Genomic DNA, 25797 nt, shown 5'->3' with positions numbered 1-25797 from the left:
CGCCTTTGGTTTCAGAAACTTTGAAAAGACAAAACTCGCATTTTCATTGCCATAAACATAAAACGAGAGAAGACAAGAACTGTCCTCTCTCGGTGTTAAGTGGGTCAACCCACTACAGTTGACAATGAGCCAAAAATACCAAATCTTTTTCAAAAGAAAATAAAAAAGCTGGAACAGACCCCTGACTACCTTGCAATCATGGATCTGTCCAACCCTCTGCTATATCTCTAAACAATGCCGATTATAGGGCTCGAACCTACGACCTACGCGTTACGAGTGCGTTGCTCTACCAACTGAGCTAAATCGGCTAACCTCTTTTATTTTACTACTTGTGAAAAAAATGTCAAGAGGTTTTTTATCTTTTATCTAGTTTACCGTCCTTGTCGCAAATGATTATTAATCCGCTGGACTTTTTGCTTCTCAATCGTGTAAATAATTCCCCAAATGACGAGGTAAATCACAACAAACTCTAAGAAAAACGACAACAACATCGTCAGATTTGAGACATCAATCCAACCATTAAAACCCATCATCCCCAGAGCCAAAGCAAAAATTACCATAAAATGGACAAGTGTTTTGATTAAGGTCGGTCTACTATTATGGTTATCATCATAGATGAGAGCCGACAGTCCCATCAGTCCTGAGCCAATCACCGTGACGAGAACCTGTTGCCAAGACTGACTTGGAATCTCCCAAAACCATAGACTAAACATGTACCAGAACATGCCGACACCAACACCGTACATCCAACAATCAAGATATTTTTTCATGATCTTTTCTCCTTATAATCCTAATTTTTTCTCAAGATATTTCAAATAGCGACGACTGACCGTTACTTTTGTCTTGCCAGTCAACACAGCAGTCATGTTCCCTGAAAACGAATGCTCCAAATACTGCAACTGCTTAATATTGATGAGCCCGTAGCGGGAAATCTGGAGCAAATCAGGGTGATTCACCCGCTCTTGAAAATGAATTAAGCGCTCCACCGTCCGATAACTCCCTTTTGTCGTCAGCACCTGCAACTCTCCCCCATCCACTTCAACCGCGATCATATCTGCCACTGAGACCAACTGAACACGTTCAGCGGTCTTGATGGGCAAAAGCTCTGTGACCGACTGACCAAAGCCCTCTAGGTAGGTCATCACATCTTGTACTTCTTGGTCAAGCCTCGCTTTTCGGAGGATAACCTCCAACTCTGCCTGGCCATCACTGACTTCAAACGACCATTTCATGCGTATCCCTCCATTTTTTGATAGACGTCTTATCTGCTCTTATTTTAGCAAAATCGCAGAGCTTTGTGACTGATTTTCTGCTCAGTGGTCAAATTTGCCCCTTGAGTGGTCACAAACAGCCGTTAGCGACCTGCAAGACGATTTTTCATAGCAAAAAGTTGAGTTTCCTCCCTAAAGTGTTTACAATAAAATAAGAACCTACCACATTTGAAAACGAAGGAAAGCACACCTATGACCATGGATCAACTACTCCAACAATTACCAGAAACAGCGCCTGTTTTACAGGCAACATTTGGCCTAGAACGCGAAAGTCTCCGTATTACGGATACAAGCCGTGTCGCCCAAACACCGCACCCTAGCCTATTAGGGTCCAGACAGTTCCATCCCTACATCCAGACCGACTATGGCGAAGCTCAGCTCGAATTGATTACACCCGTCGCGCAAACGACAGCAGAAACGCGACGCTTCTTAGGTGCCATCACTGATGTTGCAGGACGCTCTATCGAACGAGACCAATACCTCTGGCCTCTTTCCATGCCACCGCATATCAGTGAAGCTGACGTTCAGATTGCTGCACTAGAGGACCAAACGGAGTACCAGTACCGGGTCGGTCTAGGCAAACGCTATGGCAAACTACTGCAATCCATGAGTGGCATACACTATAATGTTGAACTGGGGACGGACTTGACAGCGCAGCTCTTTGCCCTTAGCGGTTATGACAATCAAATTGCTTTTCGCAACGACCTCTACCTCAAATTAGCCCAAAACTTCCTGCGCTACCGTTGGTTTCTAACTTATCTTTACGGCGCTAGTCCCGTGGCTGAGCGAGGATTTCTCAAGGACACGCTAAACAGTCCTGTCCGTTCTCTGAGAAATAGCTCACTCGGCTATGTCAATCACGAGGACATTCAGGTCTCTTTTGCTGATTTAACGACTTATGTGACACAGTTGGAGGCTTATGTTGCATCTGGACAACTCTCTGCCGAAAAAGAATTCTATGCCCCTGTTCGATTGCGTGGGAGCAAGCACAACCGTGATTACCTCACTAAAGGGATTACTTACCTAGAATTTCGCTGCTTTGACCTCAATCCTTTTGACCCTCTAGGCATCAGTCAACAGACACTGGATACGGTACATCTTTTCATCCTAGCCCTCCTCTGGTTAGACCAGTCTACTTCAGTCGATAAAGACATCGCTGCTGCTAATGACTTGAATAATCGCATCGCACTGGCACACCCTCTGGAACCTTTGCCGGCTGAGGCTGACTATCACAGCATTCTACGGGCAATGACCGAGGTGGTCACGCATTTCCAACTGGATGATTATTACCACCAACTGATTCAGCAAGTTCAAGAAGCAATCAACAGCCCTCGCCTGACCCTATCAGGACAGCTAGTGTCTCACCTTGACGGCCTCTCTTTACAAGATTTCGGACAGCAACAGGGACAAACTTATAGGGCTTACTTCTGGTCCGCCCCTTATGCCCTCAAAGGCTATGAGTCGATGGAGCTATCTACCCAGTTGCTGTTATTTGATGCCATTCAACAAGGACTTCATGTTGAAATTTTAGACGAAAATGACCAGTTTTTAAAACTTTGGCATAATGACCATGTCGAATACGTCAAAAATGGCAACATGACTTCTAAAGATAACTATATCGTCCCACTAGCCATGGCCAATAAAACGGTCACCAAAAAAATCCTTGCAGATGCTGGCTTCCCTGTTCCTGCTGGTCAAGAATTTTCTAGTAAGTCAGCTGCTCGTCGCTACTATGGGCAAATCGCAGAGCAAGCCATCGTCGTCAAACCAAAATCAACTAATTTTGGTCTGGGCATTAGTATTTTTCAGGACCCAGCCAGCCTAGACGACTATGACAAGGCACTCGATATTGCATTTGCAGAGGATAGTGATGTCCTTGTGGAAACTTTTATCCCAGGTATCGAGTACCGCTTCTTTGTCCTTGATGGCAAGTGCGAAGCAGTGCTTCTCCGAGTCGCCGCCAATGTCGTCGGAGATGGCACTCACACGATTGCACAGCTTATTGACCTTAAAAATCAAAATCCTCTAAGAGGCAGGGACCACCGCTCACCTCTAGAACTCATCACCCTAGGAGATATTGAGTGCCTGACCCTCCAACAACAGGGCTATACTCCGGATACCATCCTCCCTGAAGGCATCAAAGCTAACTTACGAGGAAATTCTAACATCTCAACCGGTGGTGACTCTATTGATGTTACCGAACAAATGCACGAGAGTTTTAAACAGTTGGCTGCTGACATGGCAACGGCGATTGGAGCCTGGATCTGCGGGGTTGACTTGATTATCCCTGACCTTAGCAAAACAGCCAGTAAAGAAATACCAAATTGCACCTGTATCGAACTCAACTTCAATCCTTCCATGTATATGCACACCTACTGCCACGAAGGACCTGGTCAGCCTCTAACAGCTAAAATACTGGCAAACCTATTCCCCGAAATACACTAATGTAAAAATCCAGCAACTATTGCTGGATTTTTATCGTTTTTAGGGGGGTTAAGGACAAAAATTGCGGTCAATCACTGTAAGCCGACTGACCAAAAAAGTTTATCAGGCGACATCTACCTGCTTATTTTTTGCCTTGTCGTTTATGCTCTTTGATGACTTTCAACGCACGTTTGCGGGTTTTGATATTTGGACTTTTTAGCTTGCGATAGCAGCTGGCCAAATCAAGACGTTCTGCCATAGTGTTTCCTCCTTTTTTTGACGTATTTCTAGTTTATCACAACTTTGTTAACCGGTAAAGTATTTTGTAAAGTGCAAACCTGCCCAAAGGCAGGTTCTGTCCAATTCATCTTAACGACGAAGACCAAGTGATTGAATCAATTCGCGGTAACGGTTAACGTCTGTACGACGCAAGTAAGCCAAAAGGTTACGACGGTGACCGATTTTTTTCAACAACCCACGGTATGTAGCGTAGTCATGTTTGTGCTCTTTGATGTGGTTGTTCAAGTGGTTGATTTCCCAAGTCAAAACAGCAACTTGTACTTCAACTGAACCAGTGTCGCCTTCGTGGCGCGCATATTGAGCGATGATTTCATTTTTTTTCTCTTTTGAGATTGCCATTGTTTTTCTCCTTTTTTCTCCTCTATCCGAGTGCTGGGCTTGGCAGTCCCAGAACCAAGAAAGAGTTAGTTTCGTCCTTGGACTTCTTCATTTTATCAACCTTTTTCACTTTTGTCAAATGGCAGAGCAAAATAACTGAATTGACCTTAAAAAACTAATAAATTATGATAAAATAAACTAAAAGACACCAGACAAGGAGAAGCTATGACAACGATTGATGACTGGGTTGAAGCCCTGGAACTTGTTCCTCATATTGAAGGCGGCTATTATCGGCAGATCTACAAATCAAAAGAATCTGCCAGGACAGATCGGGCGCTTTACACCAGTATTTATTTCCTGTTAACGGCGGAAAGTCCGTCGCGTTTTCATCGCCTAACGGCAGATGAAATCTGGTATTTTCATGCTGGCGCACCTCTAACGATTCATATGATACACCCAGACGGAACCTACGAGGCAGTCAAATTAAGCAACAAGGTGCTAGATAATTGCCGCTTACAGTATTGTGTCCCAAAAGGCACTATCTTTGGTTCTACAGTAGAAGACGAGGGTGCCTTTGCGCTGGTCTCCTGCATGGTGGCTCCTGGTTTTGAGTATGAGGATTTTGAACTCTTTGACCGAGTGAAGCTGTTGGCCAGTTACCCTGACCACGCTGACATCATCACCCGCTTAACCAAAGGAGAATGACAATGAAGAAAATCATCCTGACAGTACTGACCAGCTCACTTCTTGTACTCACGGCTTGTCAGTCAACACAAAAAACCAAACCAAGTGTTCCAACGTCAGTCAGCTCATCAAAGCAGGCTAATAGTTCTAACTCCACCTCAACCACCACCAGTTCAAGCTCCCAGACCGAAACATCAAGCCAAACGATAGCGGCATCCAGCTCTGCTATGGCAACGCCAAAGCCCCAAGCTGAAAGCCAACCACCAGCACCGAGCAATGAAGAGCTCTATGCCACCACCCTCCATCTGGTGGCGACGGATACGACAGCGGGGCGGGCAACACACTATGCTTTTGTTGATATTGATAGTAATGGAACAGCTGAGTTGCTGACGAGCCATTTCTTTAATGGACAGATCTCACCAGCCGCCCTCTACTACCTGCAAAATGGGGTACCGACCTATCTCGCGCGGACTTATGTGGCAAGCGCAGGCGGTGGTCGAGAGGGTTTTGTCATCTACCAAGACGGCACTGTAGAATCCGTCTCTTGGCATTCGGCAAGCGGGCAAGGAACTGCTACCCTCTACCAGTTATCACCTGATAACAGCGGGCATTGGGTGATTGGGGAAGCGGACTTTGATATGCGAGCAAGCGGTGTAGCTGAGCCTCATCAGTTTAAACAAGGTAGAGCAGTGCTTGATATGGACAGTTTATCATGGACAGCCTTTTGAGGGTAGGAAAAAAGGGCAAGCCTCACGCAAGACTTGCCCCCTCAACCAGCCTTAGGCTGTTTTTTTTAATGCTTCTTAGGTAGGATAATATTAAGCACGAGAGCCACCAAAGTACCTGTTGAAATCCCTGAAGAGAAAATCATGCGAAAGGCTTCTGGCAGATTATCCAAGATATTGGGACGTACCGTTACACCGATACCTAAAGCAAACGCCACTGAGATAATCAAGAGTTCTCGGTCACCTAACTCAACTTGTCCCAACGTTTTCAAGCCCTGAGCAGCCACTAAACCAAACATGATGACCCCTACCCCACCAAGCACAGGACTTGGCATGACTGAAATCAAAGCTGATAGTTTTGGAAATAGTCCAAGAACAGCCAAAATAGCTCCCGCAACAATCATGACGTGGCGACTGGCAACCTTGGTCAAGCTGATCAAGCCGACATTCTGAGAAAAGGCCGTGTTTGGTCCTGCTCCAAACACCCCTGAAATCATTGACCCAATGCCATCTGCCAAAACTCCAGATGAGATTTGCTCACTGCTCACTTTGGTCTGTGAGGCTTCACCAATCGCCATCACGACACCGACTGTACCGATACTTGACACGATATAAGCTGGCACAAATGATAGGGTGGAAGCCAAGTCAAAGGTAAACCCATAGCGCAAGGGATTGGGTATTGCCAACCAAGACGCGGCTGAAACAGCTGATAAGTCAACCATTCCCAAAGGAATCGAGATGAGGTAACCGAAAACCATGCCGACAAAAACCGCTGCTGTTTTCCACATGCCCTTGCCAAAATGGCTAAGGAGCAGAGTAAACACCATGACCACAAAGGCAACCGCCAAATTCTTAACCGAGCCATAGTCCGCAGATCCAAAGCCTCCCGCAGCCCAATCAATGCTGACAGGTAACAAGGTCACACCGATTAACGAAACCACGATACCAATAATCAGGGGCGGGAAAAATCTCATCAACGGCTTAATAAAACGGCTAAGAACAACCTCCGCAAGAGCTCCTGTGATGCTTGCTGCCACAATACCCGCCACACCAAATTTAGCACCAACAGCAATTGATGGGTTAACAAAGGTAAAGTCAGTCCCCATCATATTAGCCACTCGAGAACCTAGAGGTCCAAGCCCTTTGGATTGAAGAATCGTTGTCAACCCCGACGAAAAAACGGTAGCACTCACCATCAAGGCAGTCTCTTGAGCAGAAAAGTTCAAGGCGCTACCAATCACCAAAGGCACAGCAACGATACCTGCAAAAGCAGCCAAAATATGCTGCAAGGCCAATAAAATTGTCTCAGGCCAGGTCGGTCGATCATCGAGACCATAAAGCAAGGCAGTTGAATTTCTTGAAGAGTTTCTTGTCATTTTCGTTCTCTTTCTTTATTGATTAGAGCCTAATTTTAGCAAGAAAACAAGCTTTAATCAAGTTATTTCTTTAAAAAATATAAAAAAACAATCAAAAAGTTAATATTTGCTGTTTTTTAACCCCTCTTCAAACTTTCCTTTGTTAGTCTTTTATGGTATAGTAATAGAAATGATTAGACAGGAAGTATCGCAATGACACCACAAGAAAACATTATTCGCGCCAGCCACTTGATTGACATGACTGATATTATCCGCGAAGGCAACCCTACCTTGAGGGCAACAGCCGAACCAGTTAGTCTCCCATTAAGTGATGAGGACATTATTTTGGGGGAGAAGATGTTGCAATTTCTTAAAAACTCTCAAGACCCGGTTATCAGTGAGAAAATGGGCTTGCGAGCTGGAGTTGGTCTAGCAGCTCCGCAATTAGACATCTCTAAACGTATCATCGCAGCTCTCGTGCCAAATCCAGAAGATGCTGACGGCAACCCGCCTAAAGAAGCCTATGCGCTGGACGTTATCATGTTTAATCCTAAAATTGTTGCTCATTCTGTCCAAAATGCCGCTTTATCAGACGGTGAAGGGTGCTTATCTGTTGATCGTCCCATTGAAGGTTATGTCCCACGACATGCCCGAGTAACCATCGATTACATTGATAAAAATGGGCAAAACCAACGTCTAAAACTCAGAGGGTTTAACAGCATCGTTGTCCAACATGAAATTGACCACCTCAACGGCATCTTCTTCTACGACCGTATCAATAAGGCTAACCCATTTGAAGAGCCTGAGGACTTACTCTTGCTATAATAGTTGCCACCTCGGTAGCCACTCACTAAGATTTTTTCGTTAAGCTAGAATTAAGCTAACTCGTCTATACTATAGTCACTCCTAAAATTTTTTCTTTTTCATAACTCTCCTTGAAACGAGCAGGTCCAAAAACCTGCTCGTTTCTTTTGGGCTAAAAACAACAAAAAAAAAGAGCACAGGCTCTACCTCGCTTAGGGCTGCTGGATTCCTCCCCTGACCCGCTTCACGCAAGAACCTTGCTCCGATTCTATTATAGCATATTCTGAGTATTTGACAAGCTTTTTTCACTCTTCTTTCGTTCTCGTCCTTGACGAAAGAACTCCTGCATGATGGTTGCACACTCCTGCTCACAAACTCCGTGCTCAACCGTCACTCGATGGTTGAGCCGTTCGTCCGTCAAAATCTCATAGAGGCTACCTGCGGCACCAAACTTAGGATTTTTCGCCCCATAGATAACCTGCGGGATACGGGCAAGCCCAATAGCTCCGCTACACATGACGCAAGGCTCAATGGTCACAAAGAGTGTACAGTCCAGCAATCGCCAGTTCCCGACCGCCTGATTGGCCTCATTGATGGCCATGATTTCCGCATGCATGATGGCTTGGTTGAGTTCCTCGCGCGCATTGTGTCCTCGACCGATAACCTGACCATCCTTGACGATGACACAACCGATGGGAATTTCTGCCTTGGCGAGAGACTTTTCTGCTTCTAATAGCGCCTGCCCCATAAAATAGGCTTTTTCCTCTGGACTGAAATCAATCATGTCAGATCTCCCAAATCCCAAACCTTATGAGGCTGGGCAAGTTCGACAGGAATCCCCTCTGCCCAGTGCTGGGCTTGTTGCCTGAGGGTTTCCAGATGGTTATCTGGTGAAATATGTGGCTCTGGAAACTGAGGCAGATGAGTCAGAACAAGTTTTTTCACGTTTGCTTCTTTGGCAATGAGACCTGCTTCTTTACTAGTCAGATGGGCAGGATGGTTCTCTTTGCCTTCATAAAAATAGACATCGGCTAAAAAGAGGTCTGCACCATTAGCAAAATCTGCCAAGCCATCAAAGTAACCCGTATCTCCTGTAAAGACCAGGACCTGCCCTGTTGCCTGCTCTGCTATTTTCATCGCATAACACAGAACAGGGTGAACGGTTTTCATCACCTTAATGGTGAACGAACCAATCGTGAAGGCTTGATTAGGACCATAAGCAATCCCTTCGCTAACATCAGGAATGGTGAGTTTAGCAAACTCATGGGCGTCCTCGGTGTGACCATAGATAGGCAGGACACGAGGTGTCCACTGGTCTTTAGGGTAAAGCTGGCGATAATGGCGCAAGACTCCAAGATCCGCCACATGGTCTGGATGGTAGTGACTGATGATAACCGCATCAAGGTCAAGGGGAGACATGACTTTCTCCAGCTCGTTGAGGGCACGGCTACCGCAGTCGATAAGAAGGGTGAAGCCGTCCTCGCCTGTTAAGAGAAAGCTGGTTGTTCCTTGGTCTTGATAGGGGTAACCGCCCCAGCAACCCAGTGTCTGTAGTTTCATGATGAGCTCCTTTGGTCTTTTCTTTATTATATCATAAAAACTCTTTCGGCTTTTTTGTAATCATTCAAGAAAAAGGAAAACCCTATTATTCTGCTGTCAATTACGCTATAATAGGCTTATCTTATCTTTTGGAGGATTATTATGTCACGTTACCTTTCAGGGCTGGTTTGGCTCATAATCACTGCTCTTATCCCACTACTACTCTTAGTTTGTTATGCCTTGGGAGCAGGTGTTGCTGACTTGACACAGATTTTTGCTTTAACAACTGGCATATTTGCTTATGTTTGGCTTTTGGAAGCTCTATTTTTGGCAGGCAAGCCTAAATGGCTTGACGCTAGCAGCGCAGTACTAGGGCAAGTTGCACTGGCTTTGGCAAGCTTGCCTCTATCCTTGTCACATGCCCAGCTGAGTCCAGGTATCAGTTGGGGGAGTTTGTCCGGTCGTCTCGCGCTAATGCTCCTGCTGGCAATGGGTGCCTATAGCCTGATGTTCTGGGGCGTGCAGAACATGTCAAGTCCTTCCAAGGGGCTTCCCTCTCAATTGATGCTCTGGTTCAATCGGTTAATTGCAGCAGCTGTTGGTCTTATCTTTGTCCATGTTCAGTTGATTGAGAGTGTCCGCCAAAATCTGCCATTTATGTTTGTGTTTTATCTGCTGACAATTACGGCATTCGGGAGCTATCTCCTAAAACCTGCCCAACGTGATGAATCAACCTTGCAACAAGCAAAGAAAGCATCACATTAAGAGTCTAGCAGTTAACTATTACACTATAAAATGACTTAGAGTAACGTTTATTGATGACGATACTCTAAGTCATTTAGTCGTTTTAAGATAGTCTTTCCAGCCTCTTACCAGCTGAATAGCCCTGCCAATGGTGATTCTTTGACTGCTCAAACAGCCCCTTCAACTAATCGTTTGAGCAAGGTGGAGGCGCAATTGTAACACCACGACGGGTGACTAATCTTTGCCTCTCAAATCAGCACGACCATAACAGATAAACTGAACAATGCTAACACTTTACACAGACGAAGCCAAGCAATTAGAGCAGTTAGGAGACATTGTTTTAAGACGGCTGTGTCACGTGCTTTACCACAAATCCATCCTCCGACTGGTCAACAAGAATATCTGCCTCTTCAAGCAGGTGCTGGTAGTAGGTCTCGTACTGCTGACGACGCGCCTGATGCGTTTGCAAAACAAATTCAGGAACTCGACTACGATGAGCCACATCCCGCGCCAAACGTCTAGCCAACTCCGTCCCGGGATTGGTATAGCAGGCGATAGACAGATCAAAGAGGGACTTGTCCAAAAAGGCAGAAGACATGCCCTCTACGATAAGAATCGGTTTGCTCCCCGTCAAGACCTGCTGCGGTGCCCAAGGAGAACAGTCGATGGTCAGGACATCCATCCCTTTTTGTAGGGCTTGAATATCTCGCGTCAGGCTGGCTAATTCGTGAGAGACAGGCATAGAAGCGGTCACTTTCTGATGTGGTGCATTCGCAGGCCGAACCAGCTGTCGGAGCTGACCGTCAATGATATAGGCATCCGTTTCGATGAGGTTGACCTGCTCTGGGTTGAGGTAGGTCAATAGCGCAGCTGCTAAGGTTGATTTGCCTGAAGCCCCGTGACCATAGATACGCACCGTATGCCGCTTGCCATCGCTGAGCTGCTCTGCGATGCTCTTAAAAAAATCTGATGACATCATAAGTTCCTCTCTGTTTTTAATCGATAGCGTGCCGCACAAAAGGTGTCGCCTAGGTGGTGGAGTTCCTCAAGTCCTAGCAAGTCACCGCCCTGTTTTTCCACCAGGTGACGGCAAGGCCAGTTGTCCTCATGGGTCACAATCAGAATCGAAGAGACTTGGCGTTGTTGGTAGCGCTCAAGAGCAACGGCCAGCAGCTGACTGGCTATTCCTTGACGGCGATAAGCAGGTGCCACCATATAGCCCACATGCCCAAGTTTAAGACAGTCTGGGTGGTCCAGTTCCCAGAAACAGATGACAAAACCGACAATCTCCTCCCCTACAAAGGCAAAGTAACGGGTATAAGGCGACCAAGCCTGACCCTCCTGCTTGGTCTCTGACTGGTCACTCATGCTCACAAATCGTACAAAATCTTCTACTTGCCACCACTCAACGAAAGGGTTCTTTTTCTTATCCTCAAGCATGGCAGCTTCAAAACTTCTGTAGGCTGCTTCGTCGGCTAGAGTGAGTTTACGGTAGTCTATCATGGCAAGCTCCTTCAGTTGTCTTCTTTCCTGTTGGTAAGGCATTTTGCCTATCTGATTTTTCTTTTAGCCTATTTTAGCTTGACCGTCGTTTGTTTATCAAGCTCTGCCATTTCCTGAAAATCTAGAAATTCCGTCCATTTGTGCCGTAGCCATAGCGCTCCATGAAGTCCTGACGGAATTCGAGCAGGTTGTCGTCCATGATGGCCTGACGAACCTTTTTCATCAAGTTGACCAAGAAATAAAGATTGTGGTAACTGGTCAGGCGAATGCCGAAGGTCTCGTCTGCCTTGAGCAGGTGGCGGATATAGGAACGAGTGTAATGCTGACACGTGTAGCAATCACAATCGTGGTCAAGCGGTGTAAAATCCTCAGCGAATTGGGCGTTTTTGACCACCAGACGACCTTGTGAAGTCATACAGGTACCGTTTCGGGCAATCCGTGTCGGCAAAACACAGTCAAACATATCCACCCCACGAATGACCCCATCAATCAGGCTGTCAGGCGCACCGACCCCCATGAGGTAACGCGGCTTGTTATCAGGCAGGAGCGGCACAGTAAAGTCCAGCACCGCATTCATCTCCTCGTGGGTTTCACCGACTGCTAGACCTCCAATAGAGTAGCCTGGGAAGTCCATGCTGACAAGGTCTGCAGCTGATTGGCGACGCAGGTCCTCGAAGCCCGCTCCTTGGACAATACCAAAGAGCCCTTGGTCATGGGGACGACGGTGAGCTTTAAGCCCGCGCTCCGCCCAGCGACTGGTGCGTTCAATGGATTTTTTGACATAATCATAAGGCTGGTAAAACTGCGGACACTCGTCAAAGCTCATCATGATGTCAGAACCGAGATTGTTCTGAATAGAGATGGCTTTTTCAGGTGACAGGAACATTTTTGAGCCGTTGAGGTGGTTTTTGAAGGTCACACCCTCTTCGGTGATGTTACGGCTGTCTGCGAGGGAATAGACTTGGAAACCCCCACTATCGGTCAAAATCGCCTGATCCCAGTTCATGAACTTGTGAAGCCCCCCAGCCCGTGCAATCAGCTCATCACCCGGACGGAGCCAAAGATGGTAGGTGTTTGAGAGGATAATGCCTGAGCCCATTTCCTTGAGCTCTTCAGGCGACTGGGTTTTAACCGTGGCTTGGGTGCCAACTGGCATAAACATAGGGGTCGGAAAGGTACCGTGCGGCGTGATAATTTCTCCGAGGCGGGCACCGGTGTGTTTTTCCGTCTTAATCAGACGGTATTTGATTGGGTAATCTGTCATAACTAAGATACCAAGTTCGACCAGAAAACGATAGAAAAACAGGAAGCTGATGAGACACCTGATGTCTTAGCAGTTTATCTTTTTTCCAAGTTTTCCGGACGGGTTCAATTCCTTTCTTTGTGCTGCCAGAAAAAACAGTTCTGGGTCTTAGTGTGCCAGCTGAGCTGACTTCTCTATTTTACCATAAATTATGCTATAATAGGAAGAACATAATAAAGGAGGACACTATGTCATCGTATGATATTCGCGAAAAAGCCCGTGAAACACTTAAACATCTCCCTACCAAATACCAGCTTTTTTGGCTGCCTATTGCCCTGAGCCTGTTTTTTATGTTTATCCAGCTCAGAGAAACAGCGACTGTTTACAGTGGTTATGCCCTAGCACAAACAGCCTATAGAGGCTCCTCTCTTTTCCCACAGTTAATCAGCTTTATTATCAGTTTAATGGGCTTAGCAACAACCTACACCATGGTTGAAGTGGTGAGACAAAAACGTGACGAGGTGAGCTATAAAGACAGCCTGAGAACCTTCTCAGGACGAATCTTCCTCCACTACCTCTTGCTCTATGTCGTTCGGCTCTTGCTGTTGTTGCCTTGGATCGTTCTTTGCATCGGTCCAGCAATCATTTTATTAGCCTATATGGGGCTAAATTCAGGACATATGAACTCGTTTTATGTTGCCCTCTCTTTTATTTGCTGGCTCATCGGGGTTGTCATGTTAATCATTAAGGCCTATACCTACAGCCAAGCTGAACTGATTTTGCTTGACCATATGGAAGACGGAAAAGATCTTGATCCCTTTGATATGTTTAAAGAAAGTAAGGAGCTGATGGTTGGCAAAAAATTTGACCTCTTTATTCTCCATCTCTCCTTTATCGGTTGGTATATCTTGACAGGGATTACTCTCGGATTGGCTCTTATCTATGTTTTGCCTTATATCACAACAGCTGATGCCATTTTTTATGACCAACTCAAAACGCCTGAACACTAAAGTAAACCCGCTCAATAGAGCGGGCTTTTTAAGTATTTTTATGGCATTATTTAATGTCAAACACCTTCGGTTCCTCTTTCGACATCAGTTCCTTCAGAAGATGAAATTGGACTTAGGATAATAAAGCAATAGGAGAGAAAACAGCACCTACCAGCGACTATTCTTTTACAAGATATAACAAGCGCAGAATCACTTGGAAACCTCACCTCCTGCTATTACAGAATTTCTGTCGAGATAGTGCTGTTAACAATTCTAGTTTTTTGACAATAAGAGCAACAGCTTTGCCAGTCTCGCCAATGGAACTCAGCGGAGTCGTGACCCGCGACTTCTCGTCAATTAAGTCAGCAATGACTGACAAGGTCTTTTTAGCTTGTGTTTTTCAATGTAAAGTATCGGTAACCACGCCAGAACAATCATGGACTTGTCCAATCTGTTCCCTAACCCCGAACCTATTGGAGCACAGCCAGTTTGTGTTCCAAATCAATCTCACTCCTGTAGCGGCATAAAAAACATTGACAAACTACTTAACCAGTGATATAATTTTATTTAATTAATTAGTTAAGGAGTTTTAAATGAAAAAATCCTGTCGCACCCTACTATCCCTCTTACTAACCCTCCTAATCTTGGGAGCTTGTCAGCATAAACCACCTAAAGAAAGTCACGGGTTAAGGATTGTCACTAGCTTCTACCCCATCTATGCCATGACAAAGGAAGTGTCTGGAGACCTCAACGATGTCCGTATGATTCAGTCAGGGCAAGGCATCCACGAATTCGAACCTTCGGTTGCCGACGTCCGCGCCATTTACGATGCTGACGTCTTTATCTACCACTCCCACACCTTGGAGAGCTGGGCTGGACGACTAGATCCAAACCTGGAGCAGTCAGATGTTATCGTTTTGGAGGCCTCCAAAGGCATGAGCCTAAAGCGCGTCCCAGGTCTAGAGGATATTCCTGTCACCGAAGGGATTGATGAGGCGACACTCTACGACCCACACACTTGGGTTGACCCCATTTTAGTGGCTGAGGAGGTTAGGTTAATAGCAGAGCAGTTGACCAACATTGACCCAGACCATGCAGCCACCTACCGGAAAAATGCTGACAAACTGGCAAAAGAAGCTGAAGAGTTGGCAAACCTGTTTGAACAACGTTTCGCCAAAACTAAGGCAAAAACCTTTGTCACTCAGCACACTGCTTTTGCCTACCTAGCAAACCGCTTTGGTTTAGAGCAGCTGGGCATCGCTAGCGTCACTGCCCAAGAACCAAGCCCCCGACAACTGGCAGAAATCAAAGAATTCATCGATACCTACCATGTCACTACCATTTTTGTCGAACGAGGGGCTTCAGACAAGATGGCAAAAGCCCTGGCGACATCAAGCAAGGTGACCCTCAAAATCTTAGAGCCTCTGGAAGCTGACCCACAAAACAACCTCAGTTATCTGGAGAACCTCAGAGCCAATCTCACCATTCTCGCAGAAGACCTTGAAACTAGAAAGGAATAAGAATCCATGAAGAAAAAATACGTTTATAGCTCCGCTGCAGCAATCCTACTCTCCGTGATTAGTTACCAAGTTGGGCATCATCAAGCCCTTGACCAAAATGAGGAAAACCGTGTCTCTTACATCAGCTCGTCAGAGCAATCAACTGGTAACAAGAAAAAAGTCCTCACTGATACAGCCAACATGAGCCCTGACGAGGTCAGCGCTAAAGAAGGGATTAACGCTGAACAAATCGTCGTTAAAATTACCGACCAGGGTTATGTGACGTCACATGGTGATCACTACCATTTCTATAATGGTAAGGTGCCTTTTGATGCTATTATCAGTGAAGAGTTGATCATGAAAGATAGCTCCTATGTCCTCAAACAAGAAGACATCGTCAACGAGGTCAAAGATGGTTACATCATCAAGGTCAACGGCACTTACTATCTTTACCTCAAGGATGCCAAAAAAGCCGCCAATGTCCGTACTAAAGAAGAAATCATTCGCCAGCAACAAAGCACAGGTACTGTTCGACCAAGTCAGCAAGGGAAACAAGGAACGCCTACCACAACAGATAAGAAAAGCGCAACAACGACCAAACCTTACACTACAGATGATGGTTATGTATTTAGCCCAACAGATGTGATTGATGACTTAGGTGATGGCTTCCTCGTGCCGCATGGTGACCACTTCCACTATATCCCGAAAGCTGATTTGTCTCCAGCAGAATTGGCCGCTGCGCAAGCCTATTGGAACGGTAAAAAGACACCTGCTGGTAACTCTATTACCCCTGCACAACCACAGGTTTCTACAGGAAAAACACCAGCTCCAACAGCTAGTCGACAACCTCATGAGCCACTACACACTACTCAACCTGCACCGTCAAATCAGCCTATCCAGCCTATCCAGCCTGCACCAAATCAAGCAGGACAACCAGATAATACAGATAACTTAGACAGCTTGCTACAGAGGCTTTACGCTCTACCGTTATCTGAACGTCATGTCGAAGCAGACGGTCTGGTGTTTGATCCAAAAACGATCAGCAAGTGGACCGAGCGTGGTGTCGTCGTACCTCACGGTGATCACTTCCACTTTATCCCTTACAGTCAGATGTCAGAGCTTGAGGCTAAGATTTCTCGTTTATTGGAACAAGGGAATGAGTTGACAAATCCAAGCTCCCCTCTGCAACCTGAGTTACCAAGTCAACCAGAGCCTCAGCCTACTCCTTCAAGTCCAGTAGAGCCTGAAGAAACTGATGAGCTAGATCAGCCAAATAATGTAGAAGAAACAGAAGCAAATCAACCAGAAGACGACAATACCGCATTACCAGAGCGTCGGTACTTTGACTTAAGTAAGTTGAATATTCTTAAATCACCTAAAGGTAAAGATGGTCTACCTTACACAACCAGCGATGGCTACACCTTTAGTCCTGAGAGCATCATAGCCTATGATGACGAAGGTTTCCGAGCAAAACACGATGACCACGAGCACTATATCTTCTACCATGAATTAGAAGACGATGAGCTTGAAGCTGCTGCAGACTACATCAATCGTGAGGGAATTGAAGCAACTCCACCGAGCACCTATTCAGCAACAGAAATCGATGCTAAGTTAACCTTTATTTCCTTGGAAAACCAAGTCCCTAAAGCTTTGCTTAAAGTGAGTGGCAATCAGGTCATTATCCCACACGGCAACCATTCTCACACAGCTAACCTGGAGAAGTATCCGACACGCTTGATAGCTAGTGATTTTGACAACACTGAGGATTACCGTGACTTGCTCATTCGACTGAAAATGGGGAAAATTCGTTTGCAGGAGGGCGTCATTGCTGTTTTCCGTGATGATGCAATTGTGACAGCTAGTTATCAAGATGGGACGGAGAAGGAATTTCCGCTTGCTTCTATTACCCTACCATTGACCTATGACGAGGTTGACTACAGTGACCTTGTCACCTACAAGCATCCGCAAGAAGCAAAACTCCGTTACATTGCTAAGCAATACAAGGTGCCACGTAGCCATGTGCGACCTCTCTTCGGCAATTTAGTTTTTGTTGACGGCCATGGTGGGGTTGACTTGAGTCTTGTTGACATCAACGACCCTGTTATCTATACCTTGAAAGATAAGACTAAGCCAGCTGATGGAACGACCTCACCAATACCAAACGAAGAGACAACAACCACGGATGAGGAGAAGGTTTCTGAAACGGATGAAGCTGATACAACAGACCCCCTTCCGAGTCAGCCAACCGAGCAACCTCAGCCTAAACCTGCTAACCAGAGAGCCGAACTATTAGCTTATCTAGGACAATATTATGGTGACAAGGCAAGCACCATTGCCTATATGCCAGGTATTGGCTATGTCATCACACCTATGGTAGGTGAGGAGAATCTAATATTATCAGAAGCGACTGTCCTAACAAGCAAAGAAAAAGGAGAAGCCCTACCTGACTTGGGCAATACTGCTGACGGTGACGAACCAGAAGAGCAAGACTCCACTGAACATAATAACTCTACTGAAACGCCAAGCCAACCAACAACTGATGAGCACCATAAACCAACGCCAGTAGCTGAGCGCAAAGGCAAGCCAAACTCACAAATTATTTACAGTCCTGAAGAAATCGCTGAGGCTAAGGCTGCTGGACGTTACACCACCTCAGATGGTTATATCTTTGATGCCAAGGACATTGAACGTGAAGAGGGAGATGCCTACATCGTTCCTCACATGGACCATAGCCACTGGATTCCTAAGTGGGACTTATCCTATACTGAACGCCGAGCAGCCGAGAAAGAACTAGCCAGTCGTAAGCCAGCAGAAACAGAACCAAGCCGTCCAACGCCACAGCCAAATGACGGTCGCCCAAGGGAACGAGCTGTAGACATCTTTGACAAAGCAGAGCCAGCCAAACGTATTCCGATTGAGAAGATGCCGTACAATTCTGCCTACACCGTCGCGGTTACCAACGGTTACCTCATCATTCCGCACTACAACCATTACCACAACATTGCTATTGCTCGCTTTGATGATTTGTTTGAAGCACCTGCGGGTTACAGCCTAGAGGATCTCTTTGCTACTATCAAATATTATGTAGAAAATCCTGATGAACGCCCTGGTTCAAAAGATGGATGGGGGCGCGATAGCGACATCATGAAAGGTCGTGGCAATGCTGAAAACCGTCCGAATTACCCTGTCGGAAAAGAACCTGATGAAGAAACCGAAGACGAGACGGCAGACACATCATTCCCAGAATCCGAACCTGCTGATAGTGATGAGACACCTGACACAGAATCACCAGCTCAACCTAGTCCGACAGAAACGGAACCAACTAGCACAGAGGATGATAACCTAGACGACTATGACCGTGAGATGCTCAAGCAAGCGACTGCCTTTGGCATGGACCGAGAGGTTTTTGAGGACAAGCTCTACGAGCTGGCAATGACCTATGGTGTCGGTGTGGATACCTTCACCTACGATCCAGAAACCAAATCCGTCCGACTGATTGACAAAAAAGGACAAGCCCACATCATTTCACTTGTTGATTAGATTCTAAAAAGAATTTAGCCCCGACTATGGCTAAATTCTTTTTGCTGCCAAAGTGTCAGAAAAATGACTAAAAGATGCTGGCAATGACACTGTTTTTTCAGCAAAGAACAACCACAAGCCCTCTCTTTTATGGTACAATAGTAGAGATTACAAGATTTTGGAGAATGATATGACACGTAGTATGTATGCAGGCCGTGTTCGTGCTGAACACATTGGACAGACGCTGACCCTGATGGGCTGGGTGGCTCGCCGCCGTGACTTAGGCAGCTTGATTTTCATTGATTTGCGCGACCGCGAGGGCATCATGCAGTTGGTGGTTAACCCTGAGACAGCGTCTAGCGATGTGGTGGCTATCGCCAATGGCTTGCGCAGTGAGTTTGTCATCGAAGTGACAGGTGAGATTTTAGCCCGTGAGCAGGCGAATCCGAACCTACCAACAGGCGAGGTAGAGATGGCAGTTGCCAGCCTTCGTGTACTGAACGAAGCCAAGACCACACCATTTGAAATCAAAGACGGTGTTGAAGTCAGTGACGATACGCGCCTGCGCTACCGCTACCTTGACCTGCGCCGTCCAGAAATGCTGGACAATTTCAAACTCCGCGCCAAGACCACACACGCCATCCGCAACTATCTGGATGAGCTGGAATTTATTGATGTGGAAACGCCGATGTTGACCAAGTCAACGCCAGAAGGAGCGCGCGACTATCTGGTGCCGAGCCGTGTGCACGAGGGTCATTTTTACGCCTTGCCACAGAGCCCACAGATCACCAAGCAGCTTTTGATGAATGCTGGCTTTGACCGCTACTATCAAATTGTCAAGTGTTTCCGTGACGAAGACCTGCGTGGGGATCGCCAGCCGGAATTTACCCAAGTGGACTTGGAGACCTCTTTCCTGTCTGACCAAGAAATCCAAGACCTCATTGAGGGGATGCTGGCTCGTGTCATGAAGGAGACCAAAGGTATCGACGTCATCCTGCCTTTCCCACGCATGAGCTATGATGTCGCTATGAACAGCTACGGGTCAGACAAGCCCGACACCCGTTTTGATATGCTCTTGCAGGATATCTCAGAGCTAGCCAAAACCGTCGACTTCAAAGTCTTTTCAGAAGCAGAAGTGGTCAAGGCTATCGTGGTCAAGGGGGCAGCCGACCGTTATTCGCGGAAGGACATCGACAAGCTGACAGAATTTGCCAAGCAGTTTGGTGCCAAGGGTCTGGCTTGGGTCAAGCACACAGAAGCTAGTCTCAATGGACCGATTGCCAAATTCTTGCCAGCTATTGAGGGTGACTTGATAGCTCGTCTGGAGTTGGTTGAGAACGATTTGGTGCTCTTTGTTGCAGACAGTCTTGATGTTGCCAACAACACCCTCGGCGCTCTTCGTAACCGTCTGGGTAAGGAGCTCGGTCTCATCAACCCAGACCAGTTCAACTTCCTTTGGGTCATCGACTGGCCACTCTTTGAGTATTCGGAGGAAGAAGGGCGCTACATGTCTGCGCACCATCCGTTTACCCTACCAACAGCTGAAACAGCAGATCTCTTGAACGGTGGCGACCTCAGTCAAATCAAGGCTGTCGCCTATGACATTGTCCTCAACGGCTACGAGCTAGGTGGCGGTTCTTTGCGGATCAATCGCCGCGACCTCCAAGAACAAATGTTTGCGACGCTTGGCTTCTCCAAGGAAGAAGCACAGGAGCAATTCGGCTTCTTGCTAGAGGCGATGGACTATGGCTTCCCACCGCACGGTGGCTTGGCTATCGGTCTTGACCGCTTGGTCATGCTTCTAGCTGGTAAGGACAACATCCGCGAGGTCATCGCCTTCCCGAAAAACAACAAGGCCTCTGACCCGATGACCCAAGCCCCAAGCCCAGTTGCCCAGAAGCAACTGGACGAGCTCGCCCTCACGATTAAGAATAATGGTTAAACAAGCAAGTCTTCCTAAAAAATGTCGCTTTGCGATAAAGCGTTTGGCGAAAAAGGTCGGTCTATTTCAGACCCTCCGTAGCATTTCCAGAGAAAAGTACACTGAAAAATTTTCAGCGTCTTTGCTCTATGGTTTGCTATCTAGTATCGCTGTCAACTTTTTCTTTGAACCCGGCAATGTCTACGCCAGCGGCGTGACAGGTCTAGCCCAAGTTTTGTCAGCGCTTAGTCAACGCACCTTAGGAGTAAACATTCCTGTGGCAGCGATTTTCTATGCCATTAACCTACCTCTCCTGGTTTTGGCTTGGCGGACCATCGGGCAAAAGTTCACTATTTTCACCTTTATCACAGTGACCATGAGCTCGCTTTTTATCCAGTTTATGCCCCAGGTTACCTTGACGACTGATCCTCTAGTCAATGCGATTTTTGGTGGTCTAGTCATGGGAACTGGTATCGGTTATGGTCTCAAATCCAATATTTCAAGTGGTGGAACGGACATCATCAGTCTAACGATCCGACGTAAAACTGGGCGCGACGTAGGACGTATTTCCCTGATTGTAAATGGTGTCATCATGGTCTTTGCAGGTCTCTTGTTCGGCTGGCAATACGCCCTTTACTCCATGGTGACCATCTTTGTGTCTAGCCGTGTCACTGATGCCATCTACACCAAACAGAAAAAAATGCAGGCGACCATCGTGACCAGCCAGCCTGACCGTGTCATCAAAATGATTCACCAGAAACTTCATCGAGGGGTGACCTCTATCAACGATGCTCAGGGCACCTACGAAGGCAGCAAAAAAGCAGTACTGATTACCATCATCACTCGCGCTGAGTTCTACGAATTCAAATACCGTATGAAAAAAGCTGACCCAAATGCTTTTGTCTCGGTTGCTGAAAATGTCCAAATTATCGGACGTTTCGTGGATGTGGATTAAGGAGAACTCATGTCAAACAAATACGTTTTTCATCCTAAAAATTTCCTACTGATTGCCCTAGGATGTGCAATCTATGCCTTTGGCTTTGTTATTTTCAAAATGCCCAATCAAATTGCTGACAGCGGGATGTCAGGGGTCGCATTGATTTTGCATGCTCTCTTTGGCATCAATCCCACTATCACAGGCTATCTGATCAACCTTCCATTGATTATCTTAGGGGCTAAACTCTTCGGTCGCAATGCCGTCATCTATACCCTCCATGGCACCGTCATGCTCTACCTCTTTATTTGGCTTTGGCAACTATCAGGTATTGCCGTTGACCTGCAAGGAGACAACACCATCATCGCTATTCTAGCAGGTGTCACCGCAGGTTTAGGAGGAGGATTGGTCTTTCGTTTCGGTGGAACCATGGGTGGCTCAGATATTATCGCAAGAGCTTTGGAAGACAAATTAGGTATTCCACTCGGAAAAAGCCTGCTTGGCATCGATGTCATCGTCATGTTATTATCCCTAACCTATGTCTCTATTCCAAAAATGACTTATGCCCTGATTGCCAGTTTTATCTATAGCCAAGTGGTCAACGTCGTCGAGCGTGGTGGGTACTCTGTCCGTGAAATGATGGTCATTACAGACCAGCCTGACGCCATTTCCCAACAAATCATGCAGGTGCTCGGGCGAGGCGTGACCTATTTCCAAGGCAAAGGGGCGTACTCTGGCAAGGACAAGCAGGTGCTCTACATTATTTTGAACCCTAATGAGGTACGTGACGCCAAGCGTATTGTGACAACAACTGACCCACAAGCTTTCTTGTCCGTCTCCAATGTTGAAGAAGTTGTCAGCCCAGAATTTGTCATCAAACGCAGTAAGTATCGCCAAGTCACTTAGCATACTAGCTAACAGACGACCAGCACACAGCCACAGACATTTAACTTTGAGAAAGGAACAGAGATGTTTCAACTTAACAAAACTAGCCTGCGCGACCTTTTCATGATTGCACTAGGAACAGCCATTTATGCATTTGGCTTTGTTCAATTTAACATGGCCAACCATCTGGCTGAAGGAGGAGTCGCAGGTCTCACCTTGATTATTTATAACCTAACAGGATTAGATCCTTCCTACACTACATTACTGATTAATTTTCCCCTATTTATTCTCGGGGCAAAAATCCTAGGACGTAAAAGTATGGTGCTGAGTATCTACGGTACTCTGACAATGTCCGCTTTTATCTGGCTCTTTCAGAGGATTGCATTGACTATTGATGTCAATCATGATTTGCTCATCGCCTCACTCCTTGCCGGTTTATGTGCTGGTATCGGTAGCGGCCTCGTTTTTCGATTCGGTGGAACGACAGGGGGAACCGATATCATTGCTCGTATCGTTGAAAAGGTGTTGCATGCACAAATCGGAAAAACCTTGTTGCTTGTTGATATCGTCATTCTCCTCCTGTCACTCACTTACATCAATATCCAACACATGATGTACACACTAATTGCCAGTTTTGTTTATAGCCAAGTGATTACAATCATCGAAAATGGCGGCTATCAAGTTCGTGGCATGCTGATTGTCTCCGACTTTGCGCCAGCGATTGCCAAACAAATCCTTGAAAATCTTGAGCGCGGAGTCACCTATCTGGAGGGTGAGGGTGCTTATTCTGGTAGAAGCAAGAAAGTCATCTATGTTGCCTTAAATCCGACAGAAGTCCGTGAAGCTAAGCAAATTATCGCTCAGATAGACCCAGATGCGTTTGTATCCATCCTCAACATTGATGAGGTTATCAGTTCTGATTTTGTAATCAATCGCAAGAAAATTAAAGTATGATTCCATACTAGGAAATCATCAGCAACGAAAACCCTGTGTAACAGTTTGACTTTAGTGAGTTAGCTGCCACACAGGTTTTTTATGTTATAGTGTTTTAGTTTTTATGTTATACCTGATTCCGTTTATCTCGTTGTTCCATACAGCTCGCCTTCTTATTTTTTAGGCTTGCTTCTCCACCTGTCGACTGAGCTGTTGGAGCTGTCTGCGATAAACATCATCGTCCTAAATGAACTATAGTTTGACCAAGCTTGATTAGGAAGCGCCTTTGAACCACAGTATGATAGACCCGTTGCTCTCGCGCATTGCAGATAATCAGGGTTCTATAAGACTGCAGTGGGTCGATCCACTACGGAGATTATAGAGCCAAAAGAGAGAACCAAATCGGTTCTCTCCAGATGCTAGCTTTTCATTAACCCACTACAGTTGACAATGAGCCGGTTTATTAAATATAAAAACTAAAACTTACTGTCTTTTTTTATAAAAATTTATAAATATTATGACTAGAGAAATAATTACTAAAACAAACTCTTTGGAATCATTTTTAATGAAATAACTCAATATAAAAAAAGTTATAACTAAAATTAAAGTGAGATTATTGATAATTCTTTTTTTCATGTAATACCTTTTTATTCAAAGCATTCTGAATAAACGCTACCTAATGAAAATAATTCTAATAGTATTTCTCGCCCACTAACATTAGCAGCAGCTGCTGCAACCGCAGCTTGAGCAGCAGCAAGTTTTGCTCTAGTTGCTTTAAATTTGTTATAGAGCCCAACAGCTTTATACACAAAATTAGCAGCTCCACCTAATGCTTTTAATGCACTTTTTGCCTTAGCAATTTTTGCTGGGGTGAGATTCACAAGCAATGCAACCCCTACGGCAGAAATACATCCTATAACTCCTCTTTTTTGTCTTACTCTTTCACTTACTTTTATTCGATTAATCCCTTTCTCATGGAAATATTGATTTATACTCTCAGAGCCACCTGCGATTACTTCATCTGGTAAATTTTCAATCGCACTTAAAATTTCAAATTCTTCTTCTCCTAAAATTAATGTGCCATCGTCGAAGAATTCCACACCTTCATATGAGTAATCTGTTGAATAATTGTTTTCAACCAAAGATACATCAACCACATCAGTATTCGCATTTTCATTTGCATAAACAGTACTTGCTTGAACAAGTGAAGCAGCTACCCACTAAGGGCAACAAATAGTAATATTTTGGGTAAAAAACGTCTCATAATTGTAATCCTTTCTAACAAACAATTTCAACACCCCTATTGTACTCCTAATTTAATTAAAATCAAGTCTGTTTTTTTCAATTTTTTTATGATATAATGAAGAGGTTTGTGAAGTTTTACAACCCTTAATTGAAATATGTTTAGTCGTACATTTGTGCGGCTATTTTTTCGGCTCTATAAGACTGTAGTGGATAACTCCACCGTAGCGATTATGGAGCCTCTTTTAGTGTAGAAAAAAAGTCCCATATGACCTACAATGAAAAACGTTCCACTAACATTTAGAAAGACTCATATGGAATAAAGAACTAGCCAGGGAAGTGACTAGTTCTTCCTGAGCCTAAAAGTCGAAAAGCGAGGATTTTATCACAAACCTACTCGAAATCAAAGACCCAAATATCACTATTTTGGAGATTGTGGAGGCTGGGAGTCACAAAGAAATCATCGCTAAACTCGATTACCCTGCTCCAAAATGCCAACATTGCCAGGGACAGATGGCCAAGTACGACTTCCAGAAACTATCCAAAATACCTTATCTTGAGTGTGCTGGTTACAAGACACTCATTCGCTTGCGAAAGCGCCGCTTTCGTTGCTCAAATTGCGGGAAAATGGCTGTCGCTGAAACGTCACTGGTCAAGTCACCCACCAAATTCCTGTCATTCTTAATCGGAAAATCGCTCAAAAATTGATGGAGAAAGTCGCCATGACGGCCATCGCTGAAAGCCTAGCCGTATCAACCTCAACGGTCATCCGAAAACTAAAGGAATTTCAGTTCAAGACAGACTTGAACTGGCTGCCAACTAACATGAGCTGGGACGAGTACAGCTTCAAGAAAGGCAAAATGAGCTTCATCGCACAGGACTTTGATTCACCCAAAATCCTAGCTATTCTAGATGGTCGAACCAAAGCCACCATTCGCAACCACTTTCTGCGCTATCCGAGAGAC

At 45.6% G+C, this 25797-nt stretch carries 23 protein-coding genes, 1 tRNA gene, 1 other RNA gene and 1 pseudogene; 13 read left to right on the top strand and 13 right to left on the bottom strand.

Annotated features, from left to right (window positions below; genetic code table 11):
* Window positions 1-235: 235 nt before the first annotated feature.
* From ACERC5_RS07555 to ACERC5_RS07545, 3 genes are all read right to left on the bottom strand, one after another.
* Window positions 236-308 (bottom strand) — tRNA-Thr (locus ACERC5_RS07555).
* Between the two features lie 63 nt (window positions 309-371).
* Window positions 372-770 (bottom strand): DUF3021 domain-containing protein, encoded by a 399-nt coding sequence (locus ACERC5_RS07550; RefSeq protein WP_373659238.1) that lies wholly within the window; start codon window positions 768-770, stop codon window positions 372-374.
* A gap of 12 nt (window positions 771-782) precedes the next feature.
* The gene (locus ACERC5_RS07545) at window positions 783-1232 is read right to left on the bottom strand and encodes a LytTR family DNA-binding domain-containing protein (RefSeq protein WP_373659239.1); all 450 of its coding nucleotides are present in this window, start codon (window positions 1230-1232) and stop codon (window positions 783-785) included.
* A 231-nt stretch (window positions 1233-1463) separates the two neighbouring features.
* On the opposite strand from ACERC5_RS07545, the gene gshAB reads away from it, so the two are divergent.
* On the top strand, window positions 1464-3716 hold the full coding sequence (gene gshAB / locus ACERC5_RS07540) for a bifunctional glutamate--cysteine ligase GshA/glutathione synthetase GshB (protein WP_373659240.1): 2253 nt from the start codon (window positions 1464-1466) through the stop codon (window positions 3714-3716).
* 121 nt (window positions 3717-3837) lie between these two features.
* On the opposite strand, the gene ACERC5_RS07535 is transcribed toward gshAB, so the two are convergent.
* Together ACERC5_RS07535 and rpsO are read right to left on the bottom strand one after the other, a co-directional pair.
* The gene (locus tag ACERC5_RS07535) at window positions 3838-3954 is read right to left on the bottom strand and encodes a putative metal homeostasis protein (RefSeq protein WP_018367803.1); all 117 of its coding nucleotides are present in this window, start codon (window positions 3952-3954) and stop codon (window positions 3838-3840) included.
* A 110-nt stretch (window positions 3955-4064) separates the two neighbouring features.
* Complete coding sequence (gene rpsO / locus ACERC5_RS07530) at window positions 4065-4334, bottom strand: 30S ribosomal protein S15 (RefSeq protein WP_018367802.1); 270 nt, start codon at window positions 4332-4334, stop codon at window positions 4065-4067.
* A gap of 204 nt (window positions 4335-4538) precedes the next feature.
* Between rpsO and ACERC5_RS07525 the strand changes: the two genes are divergently transcribed.
* Window positions 4539-5018, top strand: a complete 480-nt coding sequence (locus ACERC5_RS07525) for a cupin domain-containing protein (RefSeq protein ID WP_373659241.1) — start codon at window positions 4539-4541, stop codon at window positions 5016-5018.
* 2 nt (window positions 5019-5020) lie between these two features.
* The gene (locus tag ACERC5_RS07520; protein ID WP_373659242.1) at window positions 5021-5725 is read left to right on the top strand and encodes a hypothetical protein; all 705 of its coding nucleotides are present in this window, start codon (window positions 5021-5023) and stop codon (window positions 5723-5725) included.
* A gap of 65 nt (window positions 5726-5790) precedes the next feature.
* Here ACERC5_RS07520 and ACERC5_RS07515 read toward each other — a convergent pair whose 3' ends face one another.
* Entirely contained in the window at window positions 5791-7098 is a 1308-nt protein-coding gene (locus ACERC5_RS07515) for a uracil-xanthine permease family protein (protein ID WP_373659243.1), read from the bottom strand.
* Window positions 7099-7290: 192 nt separating this feature from the next.
* On the opposite strand from ACERC5_RS07515, the gene def reads away from it, so the two are divergent.
* On the top strand, window positions 7291-7902 hold the full coding sequence (gene def, locus ACERC5_RS07510) for a peptide deformylase (protein WP_373659244.1): 612 nt from the start codon (window positions 7291-7293) through the stop codon (window positions 7900-7902).
* A gap of 155 nt (window positions 7903-8057) precedes the next feature.
* Here def and ffs read toward each other — a convergent pair.
* The 3 genes from ffs to ACERC5_RS07495 form a co-directional block, all read right to left on the bottom strand.
* Window positions 8058-8155, bottom strand: an RNA gene (gene ffs / locus ACERC5_RS07505) — signal recognition particle sRNA small type.
* Window positions 8153-8665 (bottom strand): tRNA adenosine(34) deaminase TadA, encoded by a 513-nt coding sequence (tadA, locus tag ACERC5_RS07500; RefSeq protein ID WP_373659245.1) that lies wholly within the window; start codon window positions 8663-8665, stop codon window positions 8153-8155. Before tadA ends, ffs begins: the two co-directional genes overlap by 3 nt.
* Window positions 8662-9441: an MBL fold metallo-hydrolase gene (locus ACERC5_RS07495; RefSeq protein ID WP_373659246.1), complete on the bottom strand. Its 780-nt coding sequence runs from the start codon at window positions 9439-9441 to the stop codon at window positions 8662-8664. Before ACERC5_RS07495 ends, tadA begins: the two co-directional genes overlap by 4 nt.
* 141 nt (window positions 9442-9582) lie before the next feature.
* Here ACERC5_RS07495 and ACERC5_RS07490 point away from each other — a divergent pair, with 141 nt between their 5' ends.
* Entirely contained in the window at window positions 9583-10185 is a 603-nt protein-coding gene (locus ACERC5_RS07490) for a hypothetical protein (RefSeq protein WP_373659247.1), read from the top strand.
* 319 nt (window positions 10186-10504) lie between these two features.
* Here the strand turns inward: ACERC5_RS07490 and ACERC5_RS07485 are convergent, their stop codons facing one another.
* The 3 genes from ACERC5_RS07485 to tgt form a co-directional block, all read right to left on the bottom strand.
* A complete protein-coding gene (locus ACERC5_RS07485; RefSeq protein ID WP_373659248.1) occupies window positions 10505-11143 on the bottom strand; it encodes a uridine kinase in 639 nt (212 codons plus the stop codon).
* Entirely contained in the window at window positions 11140-11667 is a 528-nt protein-coding gene (locus ACERC5_RS07480) for a GNAT family N-acetyltransferase (protein ID WP_373659249.1), read from the bottom strand. Before ACERC5_RS07480 ends, ACERC5_RS07485 begins: the two co-directional genes overlap by 4 nt.
* Window positions 11668-11788: 121 nt before the next feature.
* Window positions 11789-12931, bottom strand: coding sequence for a tRNA guanosine(34) transglycosylase Tgt (tgt, locus tag ACERC5_RS07475; RefSeq protein WP_373659250.1), 1143 nt, complete (start codon window positions 12929-12931; stop codon window positions 11789-11791).
* A gap of 227 nt (window positions 12932-13158) precedes the next feature.
* Here tgt and ACERC5_RS07470 point away from each other — a divergent pair, with 227 nt between their 5' ends.
* The 7 genes from ACERC5_RS07470 (at window position 13159) to ACERC5_RS07440 (ending at window position 23611) form a co-directional block, all read left to right on the top strand.
* Window positions 13159-13920 carry a DUF975 family protein gene (locus ACERC5_RS07470; protein WP_373659251.1) on the top strand — a complete coding sequence of 254 codons (762 nt, stop codon included), beginning with the start codon at window positions 13159-13161 and terminating at the stop codon, window positions 13918-13920.
* A gap of 572 nt (window positions 13921-14492) precedes the next feature.
* Window positions 14493-15419, top strand: coding sequence for a metal ABC transporter solute-binding protein, Zn/Mn family (locus ACERC5_RS07465; RefSeq protein ID WP_373659252.1), 927 nt, complete (start codon window positions 14493-14495; stop codon window positions 15417-15419).
* Between the two features lie 6 nt (window positions 15420-15425).
* Window positions 15426-18938 carry a pneumococcal-type histidine triad protein gene (locus ACERC5_RS07460; protein WP_373660515.1) on the top strand — a complete coding sequence of 1171 codons (3513 nt, stop codon included), beginning with the start codon at window positions 15426-15428 and terminating at the stop codon, window positions 18936-18938.
* Between the two features lie 169 nt (window positions 18939-19107).
* Window positions 19108-20859 (top strand): aspartate--tRNA ligase, encoded by a 1752-nt coding sequence (gene aspS / locus ACERC5_RS07455; protein ID WP_373659254.1) that lies wholly within the window; start codon window positions 19108-19110, stop codon window positions 20857-20859.
* Window positions 20852-21793: a YitT family protein gene (locus ACERC5_RS07450; RefSeq protein WP_373659255.1), complete on the top strand. Its 942-nt coding sequence runs from the start codon at window positions 20852-20854 to the stop codon at window positions 21791-21793. Before aspS ends, ACERC5_RS07450 begins: the two co-directional genes overlap by 8 nt.
* A 9-nt stretch (window positions 21794-21802) precedes the next feature.
* Window positions 21803-22678, top strand: a complete 876-nt coding sequence (locus ACERC5_RS07445; protein ID WP_373659256.1) for a YitT family protein — start codon at window positions 21803-21805, stop codon at window positions 22676-22678.
* A 63-nt stretch (window positions 22679-22741) separates the two neighbouring features.
* The gene (locus tag ACERC5_RS07440) at window positions 22742-23611 is read left to right on the top strand and encodes a YitT family protein (protein ID WP_373659257.1); all 870 of its coding nucleotides are present in this window, start codon (window positions 22742-22744) and stop codon (window positions 23609-23611) included.
* 626 nt (window positions 23612-24237) lie between these two features.
* Here the strand turns inward: ACERC5_RS07440 and ACERC5_RS07435 are convergent.
* A complete protein-coding gene (locus ACERC5_RS07435) occupies window positions 24238-24747 on the bottom strand; it encodes a hypothetical protein (RefSeq protein ID WP_373659258.1) in 510 nt (169 codons plus the stop codon).
* 469 nt (window positions 24748-25216) lie between these two features.
* Between ACERC5_RS07435 and ACERC5_RS07430 the strand changes: the two are divergent.
* Window positions 25217-25797, top strand: a pseudogene (locus tag ACERC5_RS07430) (transposase family protein); the annotation flags it as partial.

It is taken from the genome of Streptococcus sp. E24BD (assembly GCF_041807825.1).
Classification (GTDB): domain Bacteria; phylum Bacillota; class Bacilli; order Lactobacillales; family Streptococcaceae; genus Streptococcus; species Streptococcus entericus.
This window is presented reverse-complemented; position numbering and strand designations above follow the sequence as displayed.